This is a genomic window from Streptomyces sp. CA-251247, from assembly GCF_050952975.1.
GTDB classification, from domain to species: Bacteria; Actinomycetota; Actinomycetes; order Streptomycetales; family Streptomycetaceae; genus Streptomyces; species Streptomyces achmelvichensis.
Window position 1 is genome coordinate 5,777,693 of sequence record NZ_CP191861.1, and the last position, 22,740, is coordinate 5,800,432.

Annotated in this window: 21 protein-coding genes; 12 read left to right on the plus strand and 9 right to left on the minus strand. The window is 71.3% G+C overall.

Going from position 1 to position 22,740, the window contains the following annotated elements; all coding sequences use genetic code 11:
• Nucleotides 1-7 precede the first annotated feature (7 nt).
• A complete protein-coding gene (gene ilvC, locus ACQPWZ_RS25745) occupies nt 8-1,009 on the plus strand; it encodes a ketol-acid reductoisomerase (protein WP_313943920.1) in 1,002 nt (333 codons plus the stop codon).
• 287 nt (nt 1,010-1,296) lie between these two features.
• Complete coding sequence (serA, locus tag ACQPWZ_RS25750) at nt 1,297-2,889, plus strand: phosphoglycerate dehydrogenase (protein ID WP_313943919.1); 1,593 nt, start codon at nt 1,297-1,299, stop codon at nt 2,887-2,889.
• Nucleotides 2,890-2,957: 68 nt separating this feature from the next.
• Here the strand turns inward: serA and ACQPWZ_RS25755 are convergent, their stop codons facing one another.
• Complete coding sequence (locus ACQPWZ_RS25755) at nt 2,958-4,544, minus strand: MFS transporter (RefSeq protein WP_433572486.1); 1,587 nt, start codon at nt 4,542-4,544, stop codon at nt 2,958-2,960.
• Nucleotides 4,545-4,640: 96 nt separating this feature from the next.
• Between ACQPWZ_RS25755 and ACQPWZ_RS25760 the strand changes: the two genes are divergently transcribed.
• Complete coding sequence (locus ACQPWZ_RS25760) at nt 4,641-5,216, plus strand: TetR/AcrR family transcriptional regulator (RefSeq protein WP_433572487.1); 576 nt, start codon at nt 4,641-4,643, stop codon at nt 5,214-5,216.
• A 17-nt stretch (nt 5,217-5,233) separates the two neighbouring features.
• Here ACQPWZ_RS25760 and ACQPWZ_RS25765 read toward each other — a convergent pair whose 3' ends face one another.
• On the minus strand, nt 5,234-6,436 hold the full coding sequence (locus ACQPWZ_RS25765) for a PucR family transcriptional regulator (protein WP_433572488.1): 1,203 nt from the start codon (nt 6,434-6,436) through the stop codon (nt 5,234-5,236).
• A gap of 179 nt (nt 6,437-6,615) precedes the next feature.
• Between ACQPWZ_RS25765 and ACQPWZ_RS25770 the strand changes: the two genes are divergently transcribed.
• Together ACQPWZ_RS25770 and pruA are read left to right on the plus strand one after the other, a co-directional pair.
• Complete coding sequence (locus ACQPWZ_RS25770) at nt 6,616-7,542, plus strand: proline dehydrogenase family protein (RefSeq protein ID WP_340475584.1); 927 nt, start codon at nt 6,616-6,618, stop codon at nt 7,540-7,542.
• A gap of 40 nt (nt 7,543-7,582) precedes the next feature.
• Complete coding sequence (pruA, locus tag ACQPWZ_RS25775) at nt 7,583-9,214, plus strand: L-glutamate gamma-semialdehyde dehydrogenase (RefSeq protein ID WP_340475585.1); 1,632 nt, start codon at nt 7,583-7,585, stop codon at nt 9,212-9,214.
• A gap of 103 nt (nt 9,215-9,317) precedes the next feature.
• Here the strand turns inward: pruA and ACQPWZ_RS25780 are convergent, their stop codons facing one another.
• The 6 genes from ACQPWZ_RS25780 to ACQPWZ_RS25805 all read right to left on the minus strand — a co-directional run bounded on the left by ACQPWZ_RS25780 (nt 9,318) and on the right by ACQPWZ_RS25805 (nt 14,127).
• Nucleotides 9,318-10,163, minus strand: coding sequence for a DUF1206 domain-containing protein (locus ACQPWZ_RS25780; protein WP_356698875.1), 846 nt, complete (start codon nt 10,161-10,163; stop codon nt 9,318-9,320).
• A 233-nt stretch (nt 10,164-10,396) separates the two neighbouring features.
• Nucleotides 10,397-10,753 carry an ArsR/SmtB family transcription factor gene (locus ACQPWZ_RS25785; RefSeq protein ID WP_433572489.1) on the minus strand — a complete coding sequence of 119 codons (357 nt, stop codon included), beginning with the start codon at nt 10,751-10,753 and terminating at the stop codon, nt 10,397-10,399.
• Nucleotides 10,750-11,205, minus strand: a complete 456-nt coding sequence (locus tag ACQPWZ_RS25790; RefSeq protein WP_313943911.1) for an SRPBCC family protein — start codon at nt 11,203-11,205, stop codon at nt 10,750-10,752. Before ACQPWZ_RS25790 ends, ACQPWZ_RS25785 begins: the two co-directional genes overlap by 4 nt.
• A 152-nt stretch (nt 11,206-11,357) precedes the next feature.
• A complete protein-coding gene (locus ACQPWZ_RS25795) occupies nt 11,358-12,497 on the minus strand; it encodes a lysophospholipid acyltransferase family protein (protein ID WP_433573866.1) in 1,140 nt (379 codons plus the stop codon).
• A 197-nt stretch (nt 12,498-12,694) separates the two neighbouring features.
• Nucleotides 12,695-13,558 (minus strand): phosphatidate cytidylyltransferase, encoded by an 864-nt coding sequence (locus tag ACQPWZ_RS25800; RefSeq protein WP_433572490.1) that lies wholly within the window; start codon nt 13,556-13,558, stop codon nt 12,695-12,697.
• Entirely contained in the window at nt 13,555-14,127 is a 573-nt protein-coding gene (locus ACQPWZ_RS25805; RefSeq protein ID WP_313943908.1) for a CDP-alcohol phosphatidyltransferase family protein, read from the minus strand. The genes ACQPWZ_RS25800 and ACQPWZ_RS25805 overlap by 4 nt, the downstream gene beginning before the upstream one ends.
• A 494-nt stretch (nt 14,128-14,621) precedes the next feature.
• Between ACQPWZ_RS25805 and ACQPWZ_RS25810 the strand changes: the two genes are divergently transcribed.
• The 4 genes from ACQPWZ_RS25810 (at nt 14,622) to ACQPWZ_RS25825 (ending at nt 17,764) form a co-directional block, all read left to right on the plus strand.
• Nucleotides 14,622-14,750, plus strand: coding sequence for a hypothetical protein (locus tag ACQPWZ_RS25810; protein WP_313943907.1), 129 nt, complete (start codon nt 14,622-14,624; stop codon nt 14,748-14,750).
• 85 nt (nt 14,751-14,835) lie between these two features.
• Nucleotides 14,836-15,876, plus strand: a complete 1,041-nt coding sequence (locus ACQPWZ_RS25815; protein WP_340475591.1) for a 3-isopropylmalate dehydrogenase — start codon at nt 14,836-14,838, stop codon at nt 15,874-15,876.
• 228 nt (nt 15,877-16,104) lie between these two features.
• Nucleotides 16,105-17,193, plus strand: a complete 1,089-nt coding sequence (locus ACQPWZ_RS25820) for a branched-chain amino acid aminotransferase (RefSeq protein WP_433572491.1) — start codon at nt 16,105-16,107, stop codon at nt 17,191-17,193.
• Nucleotides 17,194-17,260: 67 nt separating this feature from the next.
• Nucleotides 17,261-17,764 (plus strand): tetratricopeptide repeat protein, encoded by a 504-nt coding sequence (locus ACQPWZ_RS25825; protein ID WP_356698862.1) that lies wholly within the window; start codon nt 17,261-17,263, stop codon nt 17,762-17,764.
• On the opposite strand, the gene ACQPWZ_RS25830 is transcribed toward ACQPWZ_RS25825, so the two are convergent.
• A complete protein-coding gene (locus tag ACQPWZ_RS25830; RefSeq protein WP_433572492.1) occupies nt 17,731-19,137 on the minus strand; it encodes a cytosine permease in 1,407 nt (468 codons plus the stop codon). The genes ACQPWZ_RS25825 and ACQPWZ_RS25830 overlap by 34 nt on opposite strands.
• 127 nt (nt 19,138-19,264) lie before the next feature.
• Between ACQPWZ_RS25830 and ureA the strand changes: the two genes are divergently transcribed.
• From ureA to ACQPWZ_RS25845, 3 genes are read left to right on the plus strand one after another with little or no spacing between them, the layout of a single operon-like run.
• On the plus strand, nt 19,265-20,011 hold the full coding sequence (gene ureA / locus ACQPWZ_RS25835; protein ID WP_433572493.1) for an urease subunit gamma: 747 nt from the start codon (nt 19,265-19,267) through the stop codon (nt 20,009-20,011).
• A gap of 5 nt (nt 20,012-20,016) precedes the next feature.
• A complete protein-coding gene (locus ACQPWZ_RS25840; RefSeq protein ID WP_433573867.1) occupies nt 20,017-21,699 on the plus strand; it encodes an urease subunit alpha in 1,683 nt (560 codons plus the stop codon).
• 10 nt (nt 21,700-21,709) lie between these two features.
• On the plus strand, nt 21,710-22,720 hold the full coding sequence (locus tag ACQPWZ_RS25845; RefSeq protein WP_356698856.1) for an agmatine deiminase family protein: 1,011 nt from the start codon (nt 21,710-21,712) through the stop codon (nt 22,718-22,720).
• Nucleotides 22,721-22,740: the final 20 nt, after the last annotated feature.

Sequence of the window (22,740 nt, forward strand, 5' to 3'; positions counted from 1 at the left end):
TATTCCAGTGGCCGAGCTGTTCTACGACGACGATGCCGACCTGTCCATCATCCAGAACCGCAAGGTCGCGGTCATCGGTTACGGCAGCCAGGGCCACGCCCACGCGCTGTCGCTCCGTGACTCGGGCGTCGACGTCCGCGTCGGTCTGCACGAGGGCTCCAAGTCCAAGGCCAAGGCCGAGGAGCAGGGCCTGCGCGTGGTGACGCCGGCCGAGGCTGCCGCCGAGGCCGACGTCATCATGATCCTCGTCCCGGACCCGATCCAGGCCCAGGTCTACGAGGAGTCCATCAAGGACAACCTGAAGGACGGCGACGCGCTCTTCTTCGGCCACGGCCTCAACATCCGCTACGGCTTCATCAAGCCGCCGGCCGGTGTCGACGTCGCCATGGTCGCCCCGAAGGGCCCGGGCCACCTGGTCCGCCGTCAGTACGAGGAGGGCCGCGGCGTTCCGTGTATCGCCGCCGTCGAGCAGGACGCCACGGGCAAGGGCTTCGAGCTGGCGCTGTCGTACGCCAAGGGCATCGGTGGCACCCGCGCCGGTGTCATCAAGACGACCTTCACCGAGGAGACCGAGACCGACCTCTTCGGCGAGCAGGCCGTTCTCTGCGGCGGTGCGTCCGCGCTCGTCAAGGCGGGCTTCGAGACCCTGACCGAGGCGGGCTACCAGCCGGAGATCGCGTACTTCGAGTGCCTCCACGAGCTGAAGCTGATCGTGGACCTCATGTACGAGGGCGGCCTGGAGAAGATGCGCTGGTCGGTCTCCGAGACCGCCGAGTGGGGCGACTACATCACCGGCCCGCGGATCATCAACGACCAGACCAAGGCCGAGATGAAGAAGGTTCTCGCCGAGATCCAGGACGGCACCTTCGCCAAGAACTGGATGGACGAGTACCACGGCGGTCTGAAGAAGTACAACGAGTACAAGAAGGCCGACAGCGAGTCGCTGCTGGAGACCACCGGCAAGGAGCTGCGCAAGCTCATGAGCTGGGTCGACAACGACGAGGCGTGAGCCGCGGACGGGGGCCGGGACAACAGAGTCCCGGCCCCCGTCGCACACCGCGCCGCGGTCCGGCCGCTGCTCCATTGTGGCTGACCACGGACGGGTGATCCTGCCTCGGAGGCGTAAGACCAGCGCCGAAGCACCACTACACTTCTCAACACATACGCGTCAGGCCCACAGTGTCGTGCGTCTTCCACGCGGCTTGCCCCTCCACCGCCTTCGGCCGTCGGGACGGCCGTTCTCCCCCGTAGCGCGTGGCGCACGGGCGGGGGCCCCATGGACTTGTGAGGACACACGTGAGCTCGAAACCTGTCGTACTCATCGCTGAAGAGCTGTCGCCCGCCACCGTTGACGCGCTGGGCCCGGACTTCGAGATCCGGCACTGCAACGGCGCCGACCGCGCGGAGCTGATCCCCGCCATCGCCGATGTGGACGCGATTCTCGTCCGCTCCGCCACCAAGGTGGACGCCGAGGCCATCGCCGCGGCCCGGAAGCTGCGCGTCGTCGCCCGCGCAGGCGTCGGACTGGACAATGTCGACGTCTCCGCCGCCACCAAGGCCGGCGTGATGGTCGTGAACGCGCCGACGTCCAACATCGTCACCGCGGCCGAGCTCGCCTGCGGTCTGCTGGTCGCCACGGCCCGCAACATCCCGCAGGCCAACACCGCCCTGAAGAACGGCGAGTGGAAGCGGTCCAAGTACACGGGTGTCGAGCTCAGCGAGAAGACCCTCGGCGTCGTCGGTCTCGGCCGCATCGGCGTGCTGGTCGCGCAGCGGATGTCCGCCTTCGGCATGAAGATCGTCGCCTACGACCCCTACGTCCAGCCCGCGCGGGCCGCGCAGATGGGCGTCAAGCTCCTTTCGCTCGACGAACTGCTCGAGGTCTCGGACTTCATCACCGTGCACCTGCCGAAGACCCCCGAGACCCTCGGTCTCATCGGTGACGAGGCGCTGCACAAGGTCAAGCCGACCGTCCGCATCGTCAACGCCGCGCGCGGCGGGATCGTCGACGAGGAGGCGCTCTACTCGGCGCTCAAGGAGGGCCGCGTCGCCGGCGCCGGCCTCGATGTGTACGCCAAGGAGCCCTGCACCGACTCCCCGCTCTTCGAGCTGGACGAGGTCGTCTGCACCCCGCACCTCGGCGCCTCCACCGACGAGGCGCAGGAGAAGGCCGGCGTCTCGGTCGCCCGCTCCGTGCGTCTCGCGCTCGCCGGTGAGCTCGTCCCGGACGCGGTCAACGTCCAGGGCGGTGTGATCGCCGAGGACGTCAAGCCCGGTCTGCCGCTGGCCGAGCGCCTCGGCCGGATCTTCACCGCGCTCGCGGGCGAGGTCGCGGTCCGTCTCGACGTCGAGGTCTACGGCGAGATCACCCAGCACGACGTCAAGGTCCTGGAGCTGTCCGCGCTCAAGGGCGTCTTCGAGGACGTCGTCGACGAGACCGTCAGCTACGTCAACGCTCCGCTGTTCGCGCAGGAGCGCGGTGTCGAGGTGCGCCTGACGACCAGCTCGGAGTCGCCGGACCACCGCAACGTCGTCACCGTCCGCGGCACCCTGTCGGGCGGCGAGGAGGTCGCGGTCTCCGGCACGCTGGCCGGCCCCAAGCACCTCCAGAAGATCGTCGCGATCGGTGACCACGACATCGACCTGGCGCTCGCCGACCACATGGTCGTCCTGCGCTACGACGACCGGCCCGGTGTCGTCGGCACCGTCGGCCGGATCCTCGGCGAGGCCGGTCTGAACATCGCGGGCATGCAGGTGTCGCGTGCGGAGGAGGGCGGCGAGGCGCTCGTCGTGCTCACCGTGGACGACACCGTGCCGCAGCAGGTGCTGACCGAGATCGCGGACGAGATCGGCGCTGTCTCGGCCCGTTCGGTGAACCTCACCGACTGACCGTCCGTCGTCGTACGCCGAAGGGCCCGGCTCACAGGAGTGCGCCGGGCCCTTCGCGTTGCCCGGTGTCAGCGGGCGCCGGCCGGTTCGGCCGCGCCGTCCCCGGCCGGGTCATGTGCGGCCCGCACGGTCTGCGGGGGAGTGGCGTTCCGCAGCAGGGTGGCGGCGAGGACCGCGGCCGCGACCAGCACGACGCCCGCTCCGACGGCCGCGAGCTGCATGCCGTGGACGAAGGCGTCACGGGCCACCGCCAGCACCGATTCGCCCAGCCCGTCCGGCAGTTGACCGGCGACGGCCGCCGCCCCGCCCAGCGTCTCGCGGACCGCGTCCAGCGCGTCCGCCGGTACGCCCTTCGGTGCGGAGTCCGCGATGTCCTGCCGGTAGACGGCCGTGCCGATGGAGCCGAGGAGCGCCATGCCGAGCGCGCCCCCGAACTCCTGTCCCGTCTCCAGCAGGGACGCGGCCGAACCCGCCTTCTCCGCCGGGGCCCCGGCCAGTGCCAGATCGCTGACCAGCGCCATCACGGTGACGATGCCGCAGCCGATGACAGCGGCCCCGGCCAGCAGCAGCCAGAGCGAGTCCGTACCCGAGCAGGCCAGGACGGCGAATCCGGCGGCCGCCACGACGAACCCGCCGGCGATGACGTGGGCCCGGTCGGTCCGCCCGCCGAGCGTGGTGGCGACGGGGGCGGCGACGCCGATCGCCAGCGAGGGCGCCAGGCTCCACAGGGCGGCCTCCAGGGTGCCCATACCGAGCACGGACTGCAGATACTGCGTGGTGAAGTAGGCGGAGCCCATCACGGCGAAGGCGGCGACGGTGTTCAGCGCGATGCCCGTGCCGAAGATGCGGTGGGTGAAGAGGTCCTTGCTGATCATCGCGTCGGAGCGGGTGCGTTGCCGGCGGACGAAGACCGCGCCGACGGCGAGTCCGGCCACAACGCACAGCACCGCGACGGTATTTGGGCCCTCGGCCGCGAACTCCTTCAGCCCGTAGACCACCGGCAGGACGGTGGCCATCGACAGCGGGACGCTGAGCAGGTCGAACCGTCCGGGCGCCGGGTCCTTGAACTCCGGGACCAGCAGGGGCACCAGGACGAGCAGGAGCAGCATCGCCGGCACGTTGACCAGGAAGACGGAACCCCACCAGAAGTGGTTGAGCATCACGCCGCTCATCACCGAGCCGAGCGCGATCCCGCCCGCCATGGCTCCCGACCAGATGCCGATCGCCCGGCTGCGCTGGCGGTCGTCGCGGAACATGTTGCGGACCAGCGCCATGGTCGTCGGCATCAGCGTGGCTCCGCCGATGCCGAGCAACGCCCGTGCGGCGATGAGCATTTCCGCGCTCTGTGCGTAGGCGGCTCCGATCGAGGCGACGCCGAAGGCGGTGGCACCGATGAGCAGAAGCCGGCGCCGGCCGATGCGGTCGCCGAGCGAACCCATGGTGATGAGGAGTCCCGCGAGGGCGAAGGCGTAGATGTCGAAGATCCAGAGCTGTTGCGTGCTGCTCGGGTCCAGTTCGCGACTGATGGCCGGGACGGCGAAGTAGAGGACGGAGACGTCCATCGAGACCAGCAGAAGAGGCAGCAGGAGGACCACGAAGGCGGTCCACTCCCGGCGGCCGGCGCGAGATGTGGCTAAGTGGCGGAGTTCGGTCATGCCTCGTAATGTACGAGCGTATAAAACATCTGTCTAGAACAGTTGTGTAAAACAAACGTATAGGACGGCTGTATGGCACCGCGCTAGGCTGCTGACATGGGACATCGTGAGGATCTGCTCGAAGGCGCGAAGCGCTGCCTCCTGGAGAAGGGCTACGCCCGCACGACGGCGCGCGACATCGTCGCCGCGTCCGGCACCAACCTCGCCTCCATCGGCTACCACTACGGCTCCAAGGACGCCCTCCTCCACCAGGCGTTCCTCGCGGTGACGGAGGAGTGGGGGGATGCGGTGGGCCCGGCCGGCCGCGAGGAGTTCGACGCTCCGAAGGACGCGCTGGAGCGCTTCCGCAAGACCTGGGAAGAGGTCCTGGCGACCTTCGACAGCAGCAGGCCCGTGTGGAAGCTCCAACTGGAGGTCGTCTCCCGCCTCGACGACGACGAGAAGCTGCGGGACGCGATCCGCGACCCGCAGGCGGAGGGCCGCCTCGGTCTCGCCGAGGCGTTCGCCGGTACCGATCCGGTGGCGGATCCCGAGAAGGCCCGGGTGACGGGCCTGTTCTACCAGGCGCTGCTGGCCGGCGTGATGATCCAGTGGCTGGTGGACCCGGACACCGCGCCGTCCGCCGACGACCTGACGAACGGTCTGCGGGCCGTGCTGGAGGACCGCAGCTGACGGTCTGTCACCAGCGGTCAGGGGGCGGGCGGCCCGGCCACTCCCTGGAGCCGCGCCGCCTTGAGAGCCATGTGGAGCAGCAGCCGGTCCTCGCCCTGTGAGAGGTCGAGGCCGGTGAGCTGTTCGACGCGGGAGAGGCGGTAGTAGAGCGTCTGCCGGTGGATGCCGAGCGCGGACGCCGTGCGGCTCGCCTGGCCCGCACAGTCGAGGAACTCCTCGGCGGTACGCGCCAGTTCGGTGTGGGAGCCGGTCAACAAGGTGGCGACCACGGGGTCGTGGGCCGTCTCCGCGGGCAGCGCCGTCAGCATGCGGTACGGGCCGATCTCCGACCACTGCGCGACCGGCCCGAGGCGGGGCTGTGCCCGGGCGGCCCGGGCGGCCGAAGTCGCCTCCTGCCAGGCCGCGTTGAGGCCGGTGAGCCCCTGACGGGCGCGAGCGATCCCGACGGTCGCGGTGCCGGCCGCCGCGAGCAGCCGTTCGGCGACGGCGAGCGCGGGGGCAGGCGACTCGGTGGTCCGCAGTCGCACCAGGGCGGCGAGCCGGGCGCCCGCGTCGGCGGACTGCGGGGCATGGTCCGGGAGCCCGCCGGGCCGGGGCACCGTGGACACGGCGGCCACCCCCGGCAGGGAGCGCGGCGCGGGCGCGTCCACGGCCGGCCAGGGCGACACGCACACCACCGCGTGCGGGCCCTCCGGCCCCGGACCGCTGCCGAGCGCCGTGCGCAGGTCCGCGACCGCCATGTCGTAGTGCCAGTCGCGCTCCGCCGTCAGCACCGCACGGAACTCCCGCGACAGGTCCGCGCCCGCACGCTCCTCGTCCGCCAGCAGTGTGCCGATGCGTTCGGTGACCTCCATGGCCGCCGACAGCTGCGCGGGGGTCGGGCCCGGCGTGGCGTCGAGCAGCCATACGTAGCCCAGCACGATGCCCCGATGGCGTACGGGCAGGCAGATCCGGTCCCGGAACACCCCCGCGTCGGGGGATGCCGGGATGCGGACCGGACCCGTCGCCCGGGTGATGCCGAAGCCCTCGAACCAGGCGCGGACGGCCGGTGTCGACTTGCGGGTGAGGATCGAACGGGTCCTGACCGGGTCCATCGCGGTGTCGTCGTCGCTGTCGTGCGCACCGAAGGCGATCAGCCCGAAATCGCGGTTCTCCAGCGTCGCCGGAACGGCCAGCAGCGCCGAGATCTCGTCCACGAGTTCCTGGTAGTCGCCCTTCATGCAGATATTCTGGCACGCCCTTCAGACAAATGTATGAGATCGCGGACACGGATGCGTGACAGCTGTCGATGGCAGACGATCGGAGCGATCCTTAGGTTTCACGGTGGTTCTTCGTGCCGTTCCGGATCCGTTCACCGCGGGCCGTGCCGGCCCTGTCCGTACTCTCCGTGGAGGTCCCCGTGCTGGGTCCCGTGATCCTCGCCGCGTCGCGCAGCGACAAGATGCGCCGCGTCGTTTCGGCCGCCCCGGTCACCAAGCCCGTGGTGAACCGGTTCATCGCCGGCGAGTCGGTCCACGAGACGATCCCCGTCGTCCAGAACACGGCCGACCGCGGTCTCGAGGTCACGCTCGACGTCCTCGGCGAGGACATCACGGACCCGACCGAGGCGCTGCGCGCCCGGGACGCCTACCTGGAGCTCATCGAGGCGCTCAAGCCGCTCGGCCTCGGCACCCGCGCCGAGATGTCGGTGAAGCTGTCCTCCTTCGGCCAGGCGCTCCCCGGGGGCCACGACCTCGCCCTGAAGAACGTCACCCCCGTCGTCGAGGCCGCCGCCGAGATCGGCACCACGGTGACGCTCGACATGGAGGACCACACCACCATCGACTCGACCCTGGCCATCCACGCCGATCTGCGGGAGCGCTTCCCGGGAACCGGCGCGGTCGTCCAGTCGTACCTCTTCCGTACGGAGGACGACTGCCGGGCCCTCGCCGAGGCGGGCTCGCGCGTGCGTCTGGTCAAGGGCGCCTACAAGGAGCCCGCGTCCGTCGCGTACCAGGACAAGGCCGAGGTCGACAAGGCGTACATCCGCTGCCTGAAGATCCTGATGGAGGGTGAGGGCTATCCGATGGTCGGGTCGCACGACCCGCGGATCATCTCCATCAGCCAGGAGCTCGCCCGCCGGGCAGGCCGCAAGCTCGACGACTACGAGTTCCAGATGCTGTTCGGCATCCGGGAGGCGGAGCAGCACCGGCTGGCCGCCGAGGGCCACCGGATGCGTGTCTACATCGCCTACGGCACCGACTGGTACGGATACTTCATGCGCCGCCTCGCGGAGCGCCCCGCCAACCTGGCGTTCTTCCTGCGTTCGCTGGTCAGCCGCGGCTGAACCCCCCAACTGACCTACTGATTAAGGAGATTCGGCAACCATGGACGCTGTGACCAAGGTCCCCGCGCCGGTCAACGAGCCGGTCCACTCCTATGCGCCGGGCACCCCCGAGCGCTCCCGCCTGGAGGCCAAGCTCAAGGAGCTGGCCGAGAACCCGATCGACCTGCCGATGACCATCGGCGGAGTGCGTCGGATGGGCGGTGGCGAGCGGGTCGACGTCGTCCAGCCGCACAACCACACGGCGGTCATCGGCACCTTCGCCGCCGCCACCCAGCAGGACGCGCAGGACGCGGTCGACGCCGCGCTCGCCGCCGCGCCCGCGTGGCGCGCGATGTCCTTCGACGACCGTGCCGCGATCATCCTGCGCGCCGCCGAGCTGCTGGCCGGTCCGTGGCGCGAGACGCTCGCCGCCTCCACGATGCTGGGCCAGTCCAAGACGGCGCAGCAGGCGGAGATCGACACCCCCTGTGAGCTCGTCGACTTCTGGCGCTTCAACGTCTCCTACGCCCGTGACCTGCTGGCCGAGCAGCCGCCCGCCAACTCCCCGGGTGTGTGGAACCGGCTGGACCACCGGCCGCTCGAGGGCTTCGTCTACGCGATCACGCCCTTCAACTTCACCGCGATCGCCGGCAACCTGCCCACCGCCCCCGCCCTGATGGGCAACGTGGTCGTGTGGAAGCCGTCCCCGACGCAGACCCACGCCGCCGTGCTGCTGATGCAGCTGCTGGAGGAGGCGGGCCTGCCCAAGGGCGTCATCAACCTGGTGACCGGCGACGGCATCGCCGTCTCCGAGGTGGCGCTGAACCACCCCGAGCTGGCCGGCATCCACTTCACCGGCTCGACCAAGACCTTCCAGCACCTGTGGAAGACGGTCGGCAACAACATCGAGAAGTACCGCTCCTACCCGCGCATCGTCGGTGAGACGGGCGGCAAGGACTTCGTCGTTGCCCACCCGAGCGCCGACCGCGCCGTGCTGAAGACCGCGCTGACCCGTGGCTCCTTCGAGTTCCAGGGCCAGAAGTGCTCGGCCTCCTCGCGTGCGTACGTCCCCGCCTCCATCTGGAACTCCGGCTTCAAGGAGGAGTTCGCGGCCGAGGTCGACGGCATCAAGATGGGTGACGTCACCGATCTGACGAACTTCATCGGCGCCGTCATCGACGAGCGTGCCTTCGCCAAGAACAAGGCCGCGATCGACCGGGCCAAGGCCGACGACAGCTGCACCATCGTCGCCGGCGGCACCTACGACGACTCGGTGGGCTACTTCGTCCGCCCGACCGTCGTCGAGTGCTCGGACCCCGCGAGCGAGGTCTTCACCACCGAGTACTTCGGTCCGTTCCTCGCGGTCCACGTCTACGAGGACGACCAGTACGAGGCCATGCTGGAGCAGATGGAGTCGGTGTCGGCCTACGCGCTGACGGGTGCGGTCATCGCCAACGACCGCGCGGCCGCGGCGCACGCGATGGAGAAGCTGCGGTACGCCGCGGGCAACTTCTACATCAACGACAAGTCGACCGGCGCCGTCGTCGGCCAGCAGCCCTTCGGCGGCGGCCGGGCCTCCGGCACCAATGACAAGGCCGGTGCCCCGCAGAACCTGATGCGCTGGACGCTGACCCGCGCCATCAAGGAGACGCTGGTAGCGCCGACCGAGTACGGCTACCCGCACATGGGTTGACGGTTTCCGTCGCCCCCAGCACTCCGCCCCCGTCCCGGCCCCCACGCCGGCACGGGGGCGGCTTCATGCGCCCTCGGTTCTCCGCATCGTTCGCTCGCGGACCTCAGACCTTCCGCCAGCGGGCCATCGCGAACGAGAAGACGCCGAACAGAGCCAGCCCGACGGCGATCACGGCCAGCAGCCACGGCCCCACCGGGGTGTCGGCGAAGGAGCGGAGAGCGTCGTCGAAGCCCTTGGCCTTGTCCGGTTCGTAGTCGACGGCGGCCCGTACGACGAACACCCCGATCGCCGTGAAGAGGGCGCCGCGCGCCGCGCCGCCGCCCACGCCGGTGACATCGACGAGCTGACGGGTCCTGCGCGACATCTCGCCGAGCTTCAGATGCTTGTGGTACTTCCGCAGGGCGGCCCGGGCGCCGACCCAGATGCCGGCGACGGCTATGCCGACTCCGGCGATGCCCACGAGCCACTGGCCCGCGGGCAGTTCGAGCGCCCGCGCGGTGATGTCCTGCGACTGCTGGTCCGAGGACCCGCCGCCTCCGCCGCTGCTGCGGTCGCCCGCGGCGAAGGCCAGTACGGAGTAGGCGACGAAGCCGTAGAAGAGGAAGCGGCCAGCCGACAGCAGCCGCTTGTGCGTCTTGTGGCCGTCGGGCCCGGCGGCTCCGAACAGCGCCTCCGACAGGCGCCAGAGCGCCATCCCGACCAGCCCGATCCCCACGGCCCACAGCATCACGGACCCCATGGGCTTCTCCGACAACTCGGCGAGCGCGCCGCCGCGGTCGGCCTGCTTCCCCCCGTCACCGAAGGCGATCTGCAGGGCGAGAATGCCCACGAGCAGATAGATCACCCCGCGGGCGACGAAACCCCAGCGGGCTGCCACGTCCATGGCAGAGCTGTTCGCCGCCCGACGGGCCGTCATGTGTCCACGAAGCGTCAACGCACGTGCGTTCATCAGTGAACCTCCCGTACGCGGGTGCCCTGCGGACCTGCGTGAAAACCGGGAGGTCACCAGGCGGCCCGTCGGGAGGGGGCGTTGGCGTGACGCGAGGGGAGGCCGAGCACACGCGTGGCGTGCGGGCGCGACGGATTTCTGCGACCGCCCCGGCCCGGGCTGTCCGGTGAACCCACCGCACGGGGAGGTGGGTTCACCGGCCTGATCCGAACGACAGACCCTGCGGACACGAACTAGGCGCCCGTGGCAGTGCTGCCGCCGCCGGCGTCCTCCGCCAGCCGCTTGATCGCGGAGAGCCGGGAGTCCCACTCGGACGCCACCCGGTCCATCCAGCGGGCCGTGACGTTCAGCCGTGCGGGCAGGACCGTGTAGCGGGCCTCGCGGCCCTCCCGGTGGCCGGTGACGAGGCCGGCCCGGGTGAGGACCGCGAGGTGCTTGACGATCGCCTGCCGGCTGACCGGCAGCTCCCGGGCCAGGACGGTGGCGGTCGCCTCGCCGTGGGCGGCGATCGCGTCGAGTATCCGGCGGCGGGTCGGGTCCGCCAGCGCGGACAGGACCTCCGTCACGGCATCCTGGTCGGCCTCCGTCATGCCGCGAGCTGCTCCGCGTACTTCTGGACGTTCACGACCTGCTCGCTCCAGCCCTGCGAGTGGCTCTCGTACGACGCCCCTTCCTTCCTGTCCTCGGGGATGACCAGCTCGGCGAAGCCGGTCTCCACCACGCGCAGATGGGTGCCGTCGCCCTCGGGGGTGAGGGTGAACTCGACGAGCGTGGAGTTGCCCTCCACCGCCTGCTCGCCCGGGTACGCGCTCGCCCACCGGTAGGAGAAGTGGTTCGGCGGGTCGACCGTGACGATGGTCGTCGGGAACTGTCCCCATTCGCCGTGGTCCAGGTGCATGGTGCCGCCCGGGCGCAGGTCGACGGGCGTCGGACTGCCCTGCCCGAACCAGGAGCCGACGTGCTCCGGCTCCGTGAGTACCGCCCATACCCGCTCGACGGGCGCCGCGATGCTGATCTCTCGTTCGATCCGGTTCTCGGTCATGGCTTCCACCTCCGGTTCTTCCATGACGTGCTACTCAATGGTTGCACGTCATGGTGGATAGTGCAACCTGTCGGTTGCGCGTCGTCCCGGTGGTCGCAGGTCGGCACGACTCACCGCGTCCGAGGTGACGTGGCTGGTGTTCGGCGCCCGGATCACTGCCAGCCGGAGACGATCAGCGAAAGGCCGAGGGTGAACCCGGCGCCCAGCACCATCAGATACGAGCCGTAGAACCGCCGGTACCGGCGCAGCAGCAGTCCCAGAGCGGCGCAGACCAGACCCACCGTCAGGGTGCGCGAGCCGCGGGCGGCCGCCGCCGACGTCAGCCACGAGCCGGGCGGTACGTCCGCGCGCCCGCCCTCGGCGGCGTACACCTTGAACGGGATGCCGTTCCACGGCTGGTGCCGCACCGCGTCCGCGGACTCGAGCGTGAGCTCCTGGCGCACCTGCGCCCGCATCCGGTCCGTCGTCAGGGGCGCGGGCATCTGTACCCCCACGCCCGCCAGTTGGAGCGCCAGCAGCGAGCCGGCCAGGCTGCCGGCGAGCGCGCCCACCGAGAGACGGAGAGCTGCCCGCGGGACCGCCACGCAGGCGATCGCCAGCAGCAGTTCCGGCATCAGCGGCCAGCTCAGCGCTTCGGCGAAGGCCCACAGGAACGCGATCGGCAAACCCCAGCGCGAGGTCACCACGGCCGCCACCCGCCTTCGCGACCGGGAGTCCCGCAGCGACTCGGCGTTCGTCCGCCCGTGCAGCGCGGCCACCGCCGCACGTGCCTCGTCCGGGGTGACCAGGGACGGCAGGGGCGCCCCGATCCGCACGCGCACCAGCGACGAACGCAGCCGCCCGTGTTTGGGCAGCAGCCGGTCCGTGCCCGCGATGCCGACCGGCACCACCGGCACACCCGCACGCTCGGCGAGCACCAGCGCTCCGCGGTGGAAGGAACCGACGCCGCCCTCCCCGCGGGTTCCTTCGGGGAAGAGGACGACCGCGCGTCCGGCGCGCAGCGCGCCGGCCGTGGCGAGGAGATCGTCCATACCGCCGCCGGTGCGGCGGACCGGGAAGCCGGCCGCGAGGCGGCGGCAGATCCTGCTCCGCCACGGCGAGGCGAACCAGTAGTCGGCCGCGGCGCCGATGGCGGGGGTGTGCCGGGAGTCGAGCGCGGCCAGCAGAGCGGCCGTGTCGGCGTGCGAGGAGTGGTTGGCGACGACGACGCAGCCGCCGCGCGGCAGGTGGCCGCGGCGCTCCACCCCGCCCGTCAGCGTCAGGACGCACCACCACAGGGCGCGTCGGAGCAGCGCGGCCGTACGGGAGGTGGCCGGTGCGGGGCCAGGTGTCGAGGCACCGGGGCGAGGGCCCTCGCGTACGACGGGGGTCCGCCGGGTGGTCCCAGGGAGCCGCCGCACGGCACCGCGGTGGCCGCGTCGCAGCCGGACCCGGGCCCGCGTCGCCGGGGGCGCGGCCGTCGCGTGCCCCGCGGCACGAGCCTTGGCCCTCACGCCGTCACCACCATCGCGAACAGGAGCGCCGGGAGCAGCGAGTCGATCCGGTCCAGCAGTCCGCCGAACCCCGGGAGCCAGTTGCCGGCGTCCTTCACCCCCGCCTCCCGCTTGACCATGGACTCCAGAAGATCGCCGAGTACGCACCCGGTCAGCACCGCCGCCCACAGCAGGGCCGAGAACGCCCCGACCGCCAGCAGGGCGAGGGCCGTTGCCACTCCGGCTCCCAGGACGCCCGCCCAGGTCTTGTTGGGGGAGAGGGGGGAGAGCGGTGCGGCGAGCGGGCCGCGCCGTCCCAGCGCCGTACCGCCGCACCAGGCCCCCACGTCCCCGAGCGCCACCGCCAGGCCCACCGCCACCGCCGTCTGCCCGAGCGTCACGAGACCGGTCAGGGCCACCGGGATCCACAGAAGTCCGAACACGGTCCGCGAAGCGCGGGTGAAGCCCGCGGTGTGGTCCCCGGCGAGCAGCGGCGGCAGCGCGGCCGCCACCAGCAGCAGCGCGGCGGACCGCAGGTCCAGCGTCTGCGGCAGCAGCCAGGCGAGCCCGGGCAGGACGACGGAGGCGGCCACGAGCACCGCATGGTCGGCGGGCTGCAGGCCCGCCATCCGTACGTACTCGCCGGCCGCGATCACGCCGAGCGAGGCGGCGAGCGCGAACGCCCCGCCCGCGCCGAGGAACAGCGCGCCCAGGAATACGGGCGCGGCAACGGCCCAGGTCCGCCAGCGCCGCCGCAGTTCGGCCCGCATCCGCACCCGGGACGGCAGCGCGGCGACCGCCAGGCCCCCGGCCCCGAGAGCACCCGCGACCAGCGGCACCGCCCGGCCCACCGCTTCCCCCGCCACCACGACCGCGCTCATGCGAGTTCCTTCCGGAGCCACCCGAGCCGGATCAGCGCGGTGAGCGCGGAACCGGCGGCGATGACGATCAGTACGGGCGTCGCCCAGCCCGTCGCGGCGGCGACGGCCACCAGGAGGCAGCGTTCGGTCTTGCCGACCGGGCCGCCGTTGCGGCGCGGAGCACCCGCGGCCGCGCCCGCCAGAGACACCCAGGACGGCAGTGTCGCGGCCAGTGCGGCCACGGCCACCAGCCACAGCGGCGCCAGAGTGAGGAATCCGGCGAGGACCACCAAGTCGGCTGCCCGGTCGCCGAGTTCGTTGATGACCGCACCGCGCCGGGTGGTGCGGCCGGTGTCCCGGGCCAGCGCGCCGTCGAGGTTGGCGAAGCCGAGCCGGGCCGCGAGGAGCACGGCGACCGGAAGCACCGCGAGAGGTGCGGGCAGCCAGGCGAGCGCCCCGGCCGCGCCGGCGGCGCAGAGCACACCGGCCGCCGTCAGGGTGTCCGGCGACACCTCACGACGGGCGAGCGCGCCACGGACCCCGGAGAGCCGGGCCGCGTACCAGGGCTTGAGAGCGTAGAGGCCGTTCATGGGGCCAACTGTCGTCCCGGAGGCGGGCCTTCACCACGAGCCGCGTACTCAATTCGCCCTGAGTATCTGTCGGGGGATCCGATGGGCGGTGCTGCCGCCGGGACGAGGAGGGCCCGGGCGTGGTGTTCCCGGCCGCGCACCGCTCCGCCTCCGGAAGCGGCATTTGTGGTGATCTTCGGTCCTCGGGCCGTGCGCGTGCGGCGGACCGTCCGCAGCCCGGGCAGACGCTCCTGACCAGGTGAAACGCCGCGCGGTGCACGCATTTGGCAGTGCTCCCGGAGGACTCGTTCCATGATCGCCGTCTCATATAGTAGGAAGTCCGACTACTTGTAGAGACAGGAGCGCGTACCTGTCCTAGCTTTGTAGAAGCCGAACGTCTCGCTCGATCCAGCGAATGGCGGCAGTGAGCTCGTGCCCCCGGCAGGTAACCCCTGCGGCACGCTCCCCGCCCTCCGGCGCCTCGAAATCTTTCCGATCTCAAGGAGTCGATCATCATGCGCGCTGCGACCGCCCGCCGAGTCCGTCACACCTCCCGCACCAGTGAGTCCGACCGCAAGAACGCAGCCGCCGCGCTGCAGCGGGCCCTGGACCGCCGCGACAACGGTGGCTCCACCGGCCACTGAGTTCTCGCGCTCCGCCATGACTCCACCATCGTCCAGATGGTGGACGTCATGTGTCATGTGCTGGGACGGCGAGTAGGGTGCCGACATGTCTCGCAGCATCAATCTCGCAGTGATCCCCGGTGACGGCATCGGCCAGGAAGTCGTGGCCCAGGGCCTGAAAGTCCTGTCCGCCGTCCTTCCCCAGGACGTGAAGCTGGAGACCAAGGCGTACGACCTCGGTGCCCAGCGCTGGCACCGCACCGGGGAGACCCTCCCCGACGCGGAGCTGGAGTCGCTCAAGAACCACGACGCGATCCTGCTGGGTGCCATCGGCGACCCGTCGGTTCCGTCCGGTGTGCTCGAGCGCGGCCTCCTGCTCAAGCTGCGTTTCGCCTTCGACCACTACGTCAACCTGCGGCCGTCGAAGCTCTTCCCGAACACGACGACACCGCTGGCCGGCCGTCCGGACATCGACTTCGTCGTCGTCCGCGAGGGCACCGAGGGTCCGTACACCGGCAACGGCGGTTCCCTGCGCACCGGTACGCCCGCCGAGGTCGCCACCGAGGTCAGCCTGAACACCGCGTACGGCGTGGAGCGCGTCGTCCGCGACGCCTTCGCGCGGGCCGCTGCCCGCCCCCGCAAGAAGCTGACGCTGGTCCACAAGAACAACGTCCTCGTCTACGCCGGCCACCTGTGGAAGAACATCTTCGACCGGGTCGCCCAGGAGTACCCCGACGTCACGACGGACTATCTGCACGTCGACGCCGCGACGATCTTCTTCGTCACCCAGCCGGAGCGCTTCGACGTCATCGTCACCGACAACCTCTTCGGTGACATCCTCACCGACCTCGCCGCCGCCGTGTCCGGCGGCATCGGCCTGGCCGCCTCCGGCAACATCAACCCGACGGGTGATTTCCCGTCGATGTTCGAGCCCGTCCACGGCTCGGCGCCCGACATCGCTGGCACCGGCAAGGCCGACCCGACGGCCACGATCCTCTCCGTCGCCCTTCTGCTGCGTCACCTCGGCTTCGAGCCGGAGGCCGTGCGCATCGAGGAGGCCGTCTCCGCCGACCTCGCGGGACGCGACGGCACGTTCCGCACGACGGACGAGATCGGCGACACGCTCGCGGTACGCGTAGCGGGCTGACCCGACGCTTCCACCAAGCCGCCGGGTCGCACACGCACCCGGCGGCTTCTCCTGTGCGGCTCCCGGGTGCCACCATCAACCCCGGACCGCTTTCACCCCGTTTCATGCACCGGCCGGCCCGAGCCATAATCGAACCGGGCCGTGGCATGCGGGAATGCTCGGACGTCCCTGCAGCTGTAGCGGCGTGAGCGCGGTCCGTCACAACCAACGGTGAAGGACACTGCACTCATGACGACGCCCACGATCGAGCTCAAGCCCTCCTCGCACCCCCTGTCCGACGCGGAGCGCAAGGCGATCCTGGCCAACCCCGGTTTCGGCCGCCACTTCACCGATCACATGGTGACGATCAAGTGGACGGAGGGCCGTGGCTGGCACGACGCGCAGCTCACCCCGTACGCGCCGCTGTCGATCGACCCGGCCAACATGACGCTGCACTACGCGCAGGAGATCTTCGAGGGCCTGAAGGCCTACCGCCGGCCCGACGGTTCGGTCGCCACGTTCCGCCCGGACGCCAACGCCCGGCGCTTCCAGAGCTCGGCCCGCCGTCTCGCCATGCCCGAACTGCCGGTCGAGACGTTCATCGAGGCCTGTGACGTCCTGGTCCAGCAGGACAACGCATGGGTCCCGGAGCACGGCGGCGAGGCCTCGCTCTACCTGCGGCCCTTCATGATCGCCACCGAGGTCGGTCTGGGCGTGAAGCCCGCCAACGAGTACCTGTTCCTCGTGATCGCCTCCCCGGCCGGCGCCTACTTCCCCGGTGGGGTCAAGCCGGTCTCCGTCTGGCTCTCCGAGAACTACGTCCGCGCCGTCCCCGGCGGCATGGGCTTCGCGAAGACCGGCGGCAACTACGCCGCCTCGCTGCTCGCCCAGGCCGAGGCCGCCGCCAAGGGCTGCGACCAGGTCGTGTGGCTCGACGCCGTCGAGCACAAGTGGGTCGAGGAGATGGGCGGCATGAACCTGTACTTCGTGTACGGGAACAAGATCGTCACGCCCGAGCTCAACGGCTCGCTCCTCGCCGGCGTCACCCGCGACACGCTGCTCACCCTCGCCGAGGACCTCGGATACGACTCCGTGGAGGGCCGTATCTCGACCGAGCAGTGGCGGCGCGACACCGAGAACGGCACCCTGACCGAGGTCTTCGCCTGCGGCACGGCCGCGGTGATCACCCCGGTCGGCACCGTCAAGTGCGAGAGCGGCGAGTGGACGCAGGCGGGCGGTGAGCCGGGCGAGCTGACGATGAAGCTGCGCGGGGCACTGCTGGACATCCAGCGCGGCATCACGCCCGACAAGCACGGCTGGATGCACGAACTGGCCTGACCCGCTCAGTACTTCATCGGCCACCCTGCCCCCGTTCCCGCCGTCCGGCATCGGCGAGGATGGGGGCATGGGTGCACCGGAGCGGGACCGTGAACTGGCCGAGGCCGTACGACTGCGCGAGCAGGGGAGCGCCGAGGACGCCCGGCGGATACTGCTCCGCCTCGCCGAACGGCTGCCCGACGACGTGGAGATCGCCTACCAGACCGCCTGGGTGCACGATGTGCTCGGCCTCGAGGCGGAGGCCGTTCCGTACTACGAGCGCGCCCTCGCCGGCGACGGCCTGCCGGACAGCGACCGCTGCGACGCCCTGCTGGGCCTCGGCAGCACCTACCGGGTGCTCGGCCGGTACGAGGACGCGGAGCGGACCCTGCGGCGCGGGACCGAGGAGTTTCCCGCGCACGGCGGCCTGCGGGCCTTTCTGGCCATGGCGCTGTTCAACACCGGCAGCCACGAGGAGTCCGTCCGGCTGCTGCTCGAACTCCTCGCCGCCACCAGCGAGGACCCCTCGGTGCGCAGGTTCCGGCGGGCGATCGACGCCTACGCCAAGGACTTGACCGGCACCGTCGGGTAGGACCGCAGCGTCAGCGCGGTGTACGTCAGCCCGCCCATCACGCCCGACAGGACGAAGCTGGAGTCCACGCCGCCGGTCAGCGCGAGCAGCGGACCCTCGTAGAGCGGGGTGGACACAGCGCAGAGCCCGACGGCGGCGCCGACGGCCCAGCTCACGGTGGCACGCGGGTGCCAGCCCGCCCGGAACCAGTAGATCCCGCCGCGGGCCCGCCGGTTGTAGACCTGGAGGGCCTCCGGGTCGTACACGCCGCCGCAGCGCAGGTGCGCGATCATCGTGATCACCGCCCAGGGCGTGCCGATCGCGGTCAGCAGCAGCACGAACGAGGTCATCGCCGACTGGGCGTTCCAGGCGAAGTGGCCGACGAAGACGAAGCCGGTCGCGACCACGGCGACCACCAGCGTGGCCCGGGTCCGGGTGGCACGCGGCAGGATCGCGTCCAGGTCGAGGCCCATGGAGTAGAGCATCAGCCCCGCGTTGCCGACCGATCCCGCGGTGGCGGCGAGCAGCAGCGGGACCAGGTACCAGGTGGGTGACGCGGTGACCAGCGGCCCGGCGTAGTCCAGCGCGGCGCGGGCGGCGAGCGCGGTGTAGGTGCCGAACAGCTGCGGGATCAGCAGACCCGCGAACAGCCCGAGGCAGGTGGCGCGCAGCACGCGGCGCGGGCTGTGCCGCTGCGGCGAGATGTAGCGGGTGTAGTCGCCGAGCAGGGTGATGAACGCGATCGGGCCGCTCAGCCCCGCCGCCACCGCGGACAGCAGCCACGTCGGCCAGAACGAGCCGAGCAGATACGGGGTCCCGGGCGGAGCGGCGGTGGTCGCGTCGGGTGCGTACGCGAGCAGGCCGAGCAGGAGGAGCGCCGTCATGCCGACGGCGAGGATCCGGCTCATGCGCAGCAGCAGCCGGTAGCCGTACACGGCGCCGACGACGGTACAGCCGGCGAGCAGGGCGTAGACGAGGGTGTGCGCGGCTGCGCCCGTCGGCACTCCCGCGATCCGGGACAGCGTGCCCAGCATCACGTCGCCGCCGATCCACAGGGTGAGGGCGGTGTAGCCGAGCGACAGCAGCAGGCCGACGACCGAGCCGACGAGCCGGCCGCGCACCCCGAAGGCCGCGCCGCTGGACGTCGACAGATTGGTGGCGGTGCGCAGCGAGACGAGGGCGAGCGGGGCGGTGACCGCCACGCCGACGGCCGTGCCCGCCACGACCGAGGTGACGGCCGGCCACAGGCCGAGGCCGAAGGAGACCGGCAGCCAGCCGAAGACGATCACGCCCAGGCAGAGGTTCGACCCCAGCAGGATCGAGACGAGGTCGCGCGGGGTGCTGGTGCGCTCCTGCTCCGGGATGGTGTCGACCCCGCGTTGTTCCATCGGCATACGGCTGCCCCTGACGCTCGACTGTTTGAATGCCGCTCAATGTGACCCAGGGGATGCTGACCCGTCAATGCTTCCCAGGAAAGAAACTCATGATTAGAGTGTCGTTCAAACAGGAGGTGTTTCCGACGTGCGACTGACCCCCACGGAGCGCGACCGGCTGCTGCTCTTCGGCGCCGCCGAGCTGGCGCGGGCCCGCCGGGCCCGCGGCCTGAGGCTCAATGTCCCCGAAGCCACCGCGCTGATCGCCGACACGGTCTGCGAGGCCGCCCGGGACGGCCGGCGGCTGGCGGAGGCGATCGAGGCGGCGCGCGCGGTGCTCGGTCCGGGCGATGTGCTGCCCGGGGTGGCGGACGTCGTGACCGAGGTGCATGTGGAGGCGGTCTTCGACGACGGCTCGCGTCTCGCGGTCGTCTCCGACCCGATCGGCGGCGGCTCCCTGGGCAGTGCCGCGCCCGGCGCGGTCGTGCCCGGGCCCGCGGACGTCGAGCCGGAGCCGGTACTGCGACTCACGGTGCGCAACACCGCGACCGTGCCGGTCAGCGTCACCTCCCACTTCCACTTCTTCGAGGCGAACCCGCGCCTCGACTTCGACCGGGCCTCGGCCTACGGCATGCGGCTGTGCGTGCCCGCGGGTTCCTCGGTCCGCTTCGGCGCGGGCGAGCAGTCCGAGGTCGGGCTGCTCCCGATCGGCGGCGCACGCGTGGCCATCGGGTTCGCCGGCCTGGTGGACGGCCCGCTGGACGCGCCGGGCGCCAGGGCGGAGGCGCTGCGCCGGGCCGCGGCGTGCGGCTATCTGGGCGCGACACCGCCCGGCGCAGCAGCGGATACGGAGGCGCCCCTCGCCTCGCAGGACATCCAGGAGGAGGACCAGTGACCGGCATCGATCCCCACGAGTACGCGGCCGTGCACGGCCCGCGCGCCGGCGACCGAGTCGTCCTCGGCGACTCCGGACTCGTCGTACGTGTGGAGGACGACTCCCAGAAGCCCGGCGACGAGTTCCTCGCCGGCTTCGGCAAGACCGCCCGCGACGGACTGCACCTCAAGGCCGCCGCCGTCCGCGAGACCTGTGACGTGGTGATCAGCAATGTCCTGGTGATCGACGCCGTCCAGGGCATCCGCAAGGTCTCCGTCGGCATCCGCGAGGGGCGCATCTGCTCGGTCGGACGCGCCGGGAACCCCGACACCCTCGACGGGGTGGACGTCGTGGTCGGCACGGGGACCTCCATCGTCTCCGGCGAGGGCATGATCGCCACCGCCGGAGCCGTCGACACCCATGTCCATCTGCTCTCGCCGCGGATCATGGAGGCGTCGCTCGCCTCCGGCGTCACCACCGTCATCGGCCAGGAGTTCGGTCCCGTGTGGGGCGTCGGCGTCAACTCGCCCTGGGCGCTGAAGCACGCCTTCAACGCCTTCGACGCCTGGCCCGTCAACATCGGCTTCCTCGCCCGCGGTTCGTCCTCCGACCCGGCGCCGCTCGTCGAGGCGCTCGCCGAGGGCGGCGCGTCCGGGTTCAAGGTTCACGAGGACATGGGCGCGCACACCCGCGCGCTCGACACCGCGCTGCGGGTCGCCGAGGAGCACGACGTCCAGGTCGCCCTGCACAGCGACGGGCTGAACGAGTGCCTTTCGGTGGAGGACACCCTCCGCGTCCTCGACGGCCGCACCATCCACGCCTTCCACATCGAGGGCTGCGGCGGCGGTCACGTCCCGAACGTCCTCAAGATGGCGGGCGTGCCGAACGTGATCGGCTCCTCCACCAACCCGACCCTGCCCTTCGGCCGGGACGCGGTCGCCGAGCACTACGGGATGATCGTCTCCGTCCACGACCTGAAGACCGACCTGCCCGGCGACGCCGCGATGGCCCGGGACCGCATCCGGGCCGGGACGATGGGCGCGGAGGACGTCCTCCACGACCTCGGCGCGATCGGCATCACGTCCTCCGACGCCCAGGGCATGGGCCGCGCGGGCGAGACCGTGCGCCGGACGTTCGCGATGGCCGGGAAGATGAAGGCCGAGCTCGGCCCGATGGCGGGCGACGGCGCGCACGACGACAACGCCCGCGTCCTGCGCTATGTCGCCAAGCTGACCATCAACCCCGCCATCGCGCACGGCCTCGCGCACGAGATCGGCTCCATCGAGGTCGGCAAGCTGGCCGACATCGTGCTGTGGCGCCCGCAGTACTTCGGCGCGAAGCCGCAGCTCGTCCTGAAGTCGGGCTTCCCCGCGTACGGAGTGACGGGCGACCCGAACGCGGCCACCGACACCTGCGAACCGCTGGTCCTCGGCCCGCAGTTCGGGGCGCACGGCGCGACGCCGGCGGACATCTCCGTCGCCTTCGTGGCACGCGCGGCGACCGAACTGGGCTCCGACCACATGCCCACCCGTCGCCGCAGGGTCGCGGTCCGCGGCACCCGCGGCATCGGCCCAGCAGACCTCCGGCTCAACTCGCGCATCGGCGACGTGGGGGTGGACGGCCGCACCGGCCTGGTGACCCTCGACGGCGACCCGATCCGCTCCGAACCCGCCGACGCGATCTCCCTCAACCGCCTCTACTTCCTCTAGGACGTCACCCATGTTCCGCATGCCACCCGAATGGGCCGCCCACGAGCGCACCTGGATGGCCTGGCCCGGCCCCAACCCCACCTTCACCGATGACGAGGAACTCGCCGAGGCCCGCGCCGCCTGGGCCTCCGTGGCCCATGCCGTGCACCGCTTCGAACCGGTGACCATGGTGGTGGGCACCGGGCAGTCGGCGTCCGCGCGCGAGCTGCTCGGGCCCGGCATCGAGCTGGTCGAACGCGACCTGGACGACGCCTGGATGCGCGACATCGGCCCGACCTTCACCACGGACGGCTCCCGACTGGCGGCCGTGGACTGGGTGTTCAACGGCTGGGGCGCCGCCGAGTGGGCGCGCTGGGATCACGACAAGAAGATCGCCCGCCATGTCGCCGACATCGCGGGCGTCGAGGTCCACTCCTCGCCGCTGGTCAACGAGGGCGGCGCGATCCACGTCGACGGCGAGGGCACCGTCCTCCTCACCGACACGGTCCAGCTCGGGCCGGAGCGCAACCCCGGCTGGACGCGCCGGCAGGTCGAGGCCGAGGTCCACGCCCGTCTCGGCACGACCAAAGCCATCTGGCTGCCGCGCGGCCTCAGCGGCGACTACGGCATGTACGGCACCCGCGGTCATGTCGACATCGTCGCGGCCTTCGCCGGGCCCGGCGTCGTCGTCGCCCACACTCAGCCCGATCCCGCGCACCCGGACCACGAGCTGTGCCAGGCGAACGTGGCGCTGCTGCGCTCGCAGACCGATGCGAAGGGCCGCCGTATCGAGGTGGTGGAGGTCCCCGCCCCGACCGTGCTCCAGGAGGACGGCGAGTGGGTCGACTACTCCTACATCAACCACTACGTGTGCAACGGCGGTGTGGTCCTGTGCGCCTTCGACGACCCCCGCGACGAGCCGGCGGCAGGCATCTTCCGGCGGCTGTACCCGGGCCGCACGGTCACGCTGGTGGACGCGCGCGCCATCTTCGCGGGCGGAGGAGGCATCCACTGCATCACCCAGCAGCAGCCGAAGGTCTGAGGGACGGCCCACGACAAGCG

Coding starts and splice junctions, on each gene's coding strand:
- ACQPWZ_RS25755 (WP_433572486.1), bottom strand. CDS start 4,544: ATGACCGAACTCCGCCACTTAGCCACATCTCGCGCCGGCCGCCGGGAG.
- ACQPWZ_RS25760 (WP_433572487.1), top strand. CDS start 4,641: ATGGGACATCGTGAGGATCTGCTCGAAGGCGCGAAGCGCTGCCTCCTG.
- ACQPWZ_RS25765 (WP_433572488.1), bottom strand. CDS start 6,436: ATGAAGGGCGACTACCAGGAACTCGTGGACGAGATCTCGGCGCTGCTG.
- pruA (WP_340475585.1), top strand. CDS start 7,583: ATGGACGCTGTGACCAAGGTCCCCGCGCCGGTCAACGAGCCGGTCCAC.
- ACQPWZ_RS25780 (WP_356698875.1), bottom strand. CDS start 10,163: ATGAACGCACGTGCGTTGACGCTTCGTGGACACATGACGGCCCGTCGG.
- ACQPWZ_RS25785 (WP_433572489.1), bottom strand. CDS start 10,753: ATGACGGAGGCCGACCAGGATGCCGTGACGGAGGTCCTGTCCGCGCTG.
- ACQPWZ_RS25790 (WP_313943911.1), bottom strand. CDS start 11,205: ATGACCGAGAACCGGATCGAACGAGAGATCAGCATCGCGGCGCCCGTC.
- ACQPWZ_RS25800 (WP_433572490.1), bottom strand. CDS start 13,558: ATGAGCGCGGTCGTGGTGGCGGGGGAAGCGGTGGGCCGGGCGGTGCCG.
- ACQPWZ_RS25805 (WP_313943908.1), bottom strand. CDS start 14,127: ATGAACGGCCTCTACGCTCTCAAGCCCTGGTACGCGGCCCGGCTCTCC.
- ACQPWZ_RS25810 (WP_313943907.1), top strand. CDS start 14,622: ATGCGCGCTGCGACCGCCCGCCGAGTCCGTCACACCTCCCGCACCAGT.
- ACQPWZ_RS25815 (WP_340475591.1), top strand. CDS start 14,836: ATGTCTCGCAGCATCAATCTCGCAGTGATCCCCGGTGACGGCATCGGC.
- ACQPWZ_RS25820 (WP_433572491.1), top strand. CDS start 16,105: ATGACGACGCCCACGATCGAGCTCAAGCCCTCCTCGCACCCCCTGTCC.
- ACQPWZ_RS25825 (WP_356698862.1), top strand. CDS start 17,261: ATGGGTGCACCGGAGCGGGACCGTGAACTGGCCGAGGCCGTACGACTG.
- ACQPWZ_RS25830 (WP_433572492.1), bottom strand. CDS start 19,137: ATGCCGATGGAACAACGCGGGGTCGACACCATCCCGGAGCAGGAGCGC.
- ACQPWZ_RS25845 (WP_356698856.1), top strand. CDS start 21,710: ATGTTCCGCATGCCACCCGAATGGGCCGCCCACGAGCGCACCTGGATG.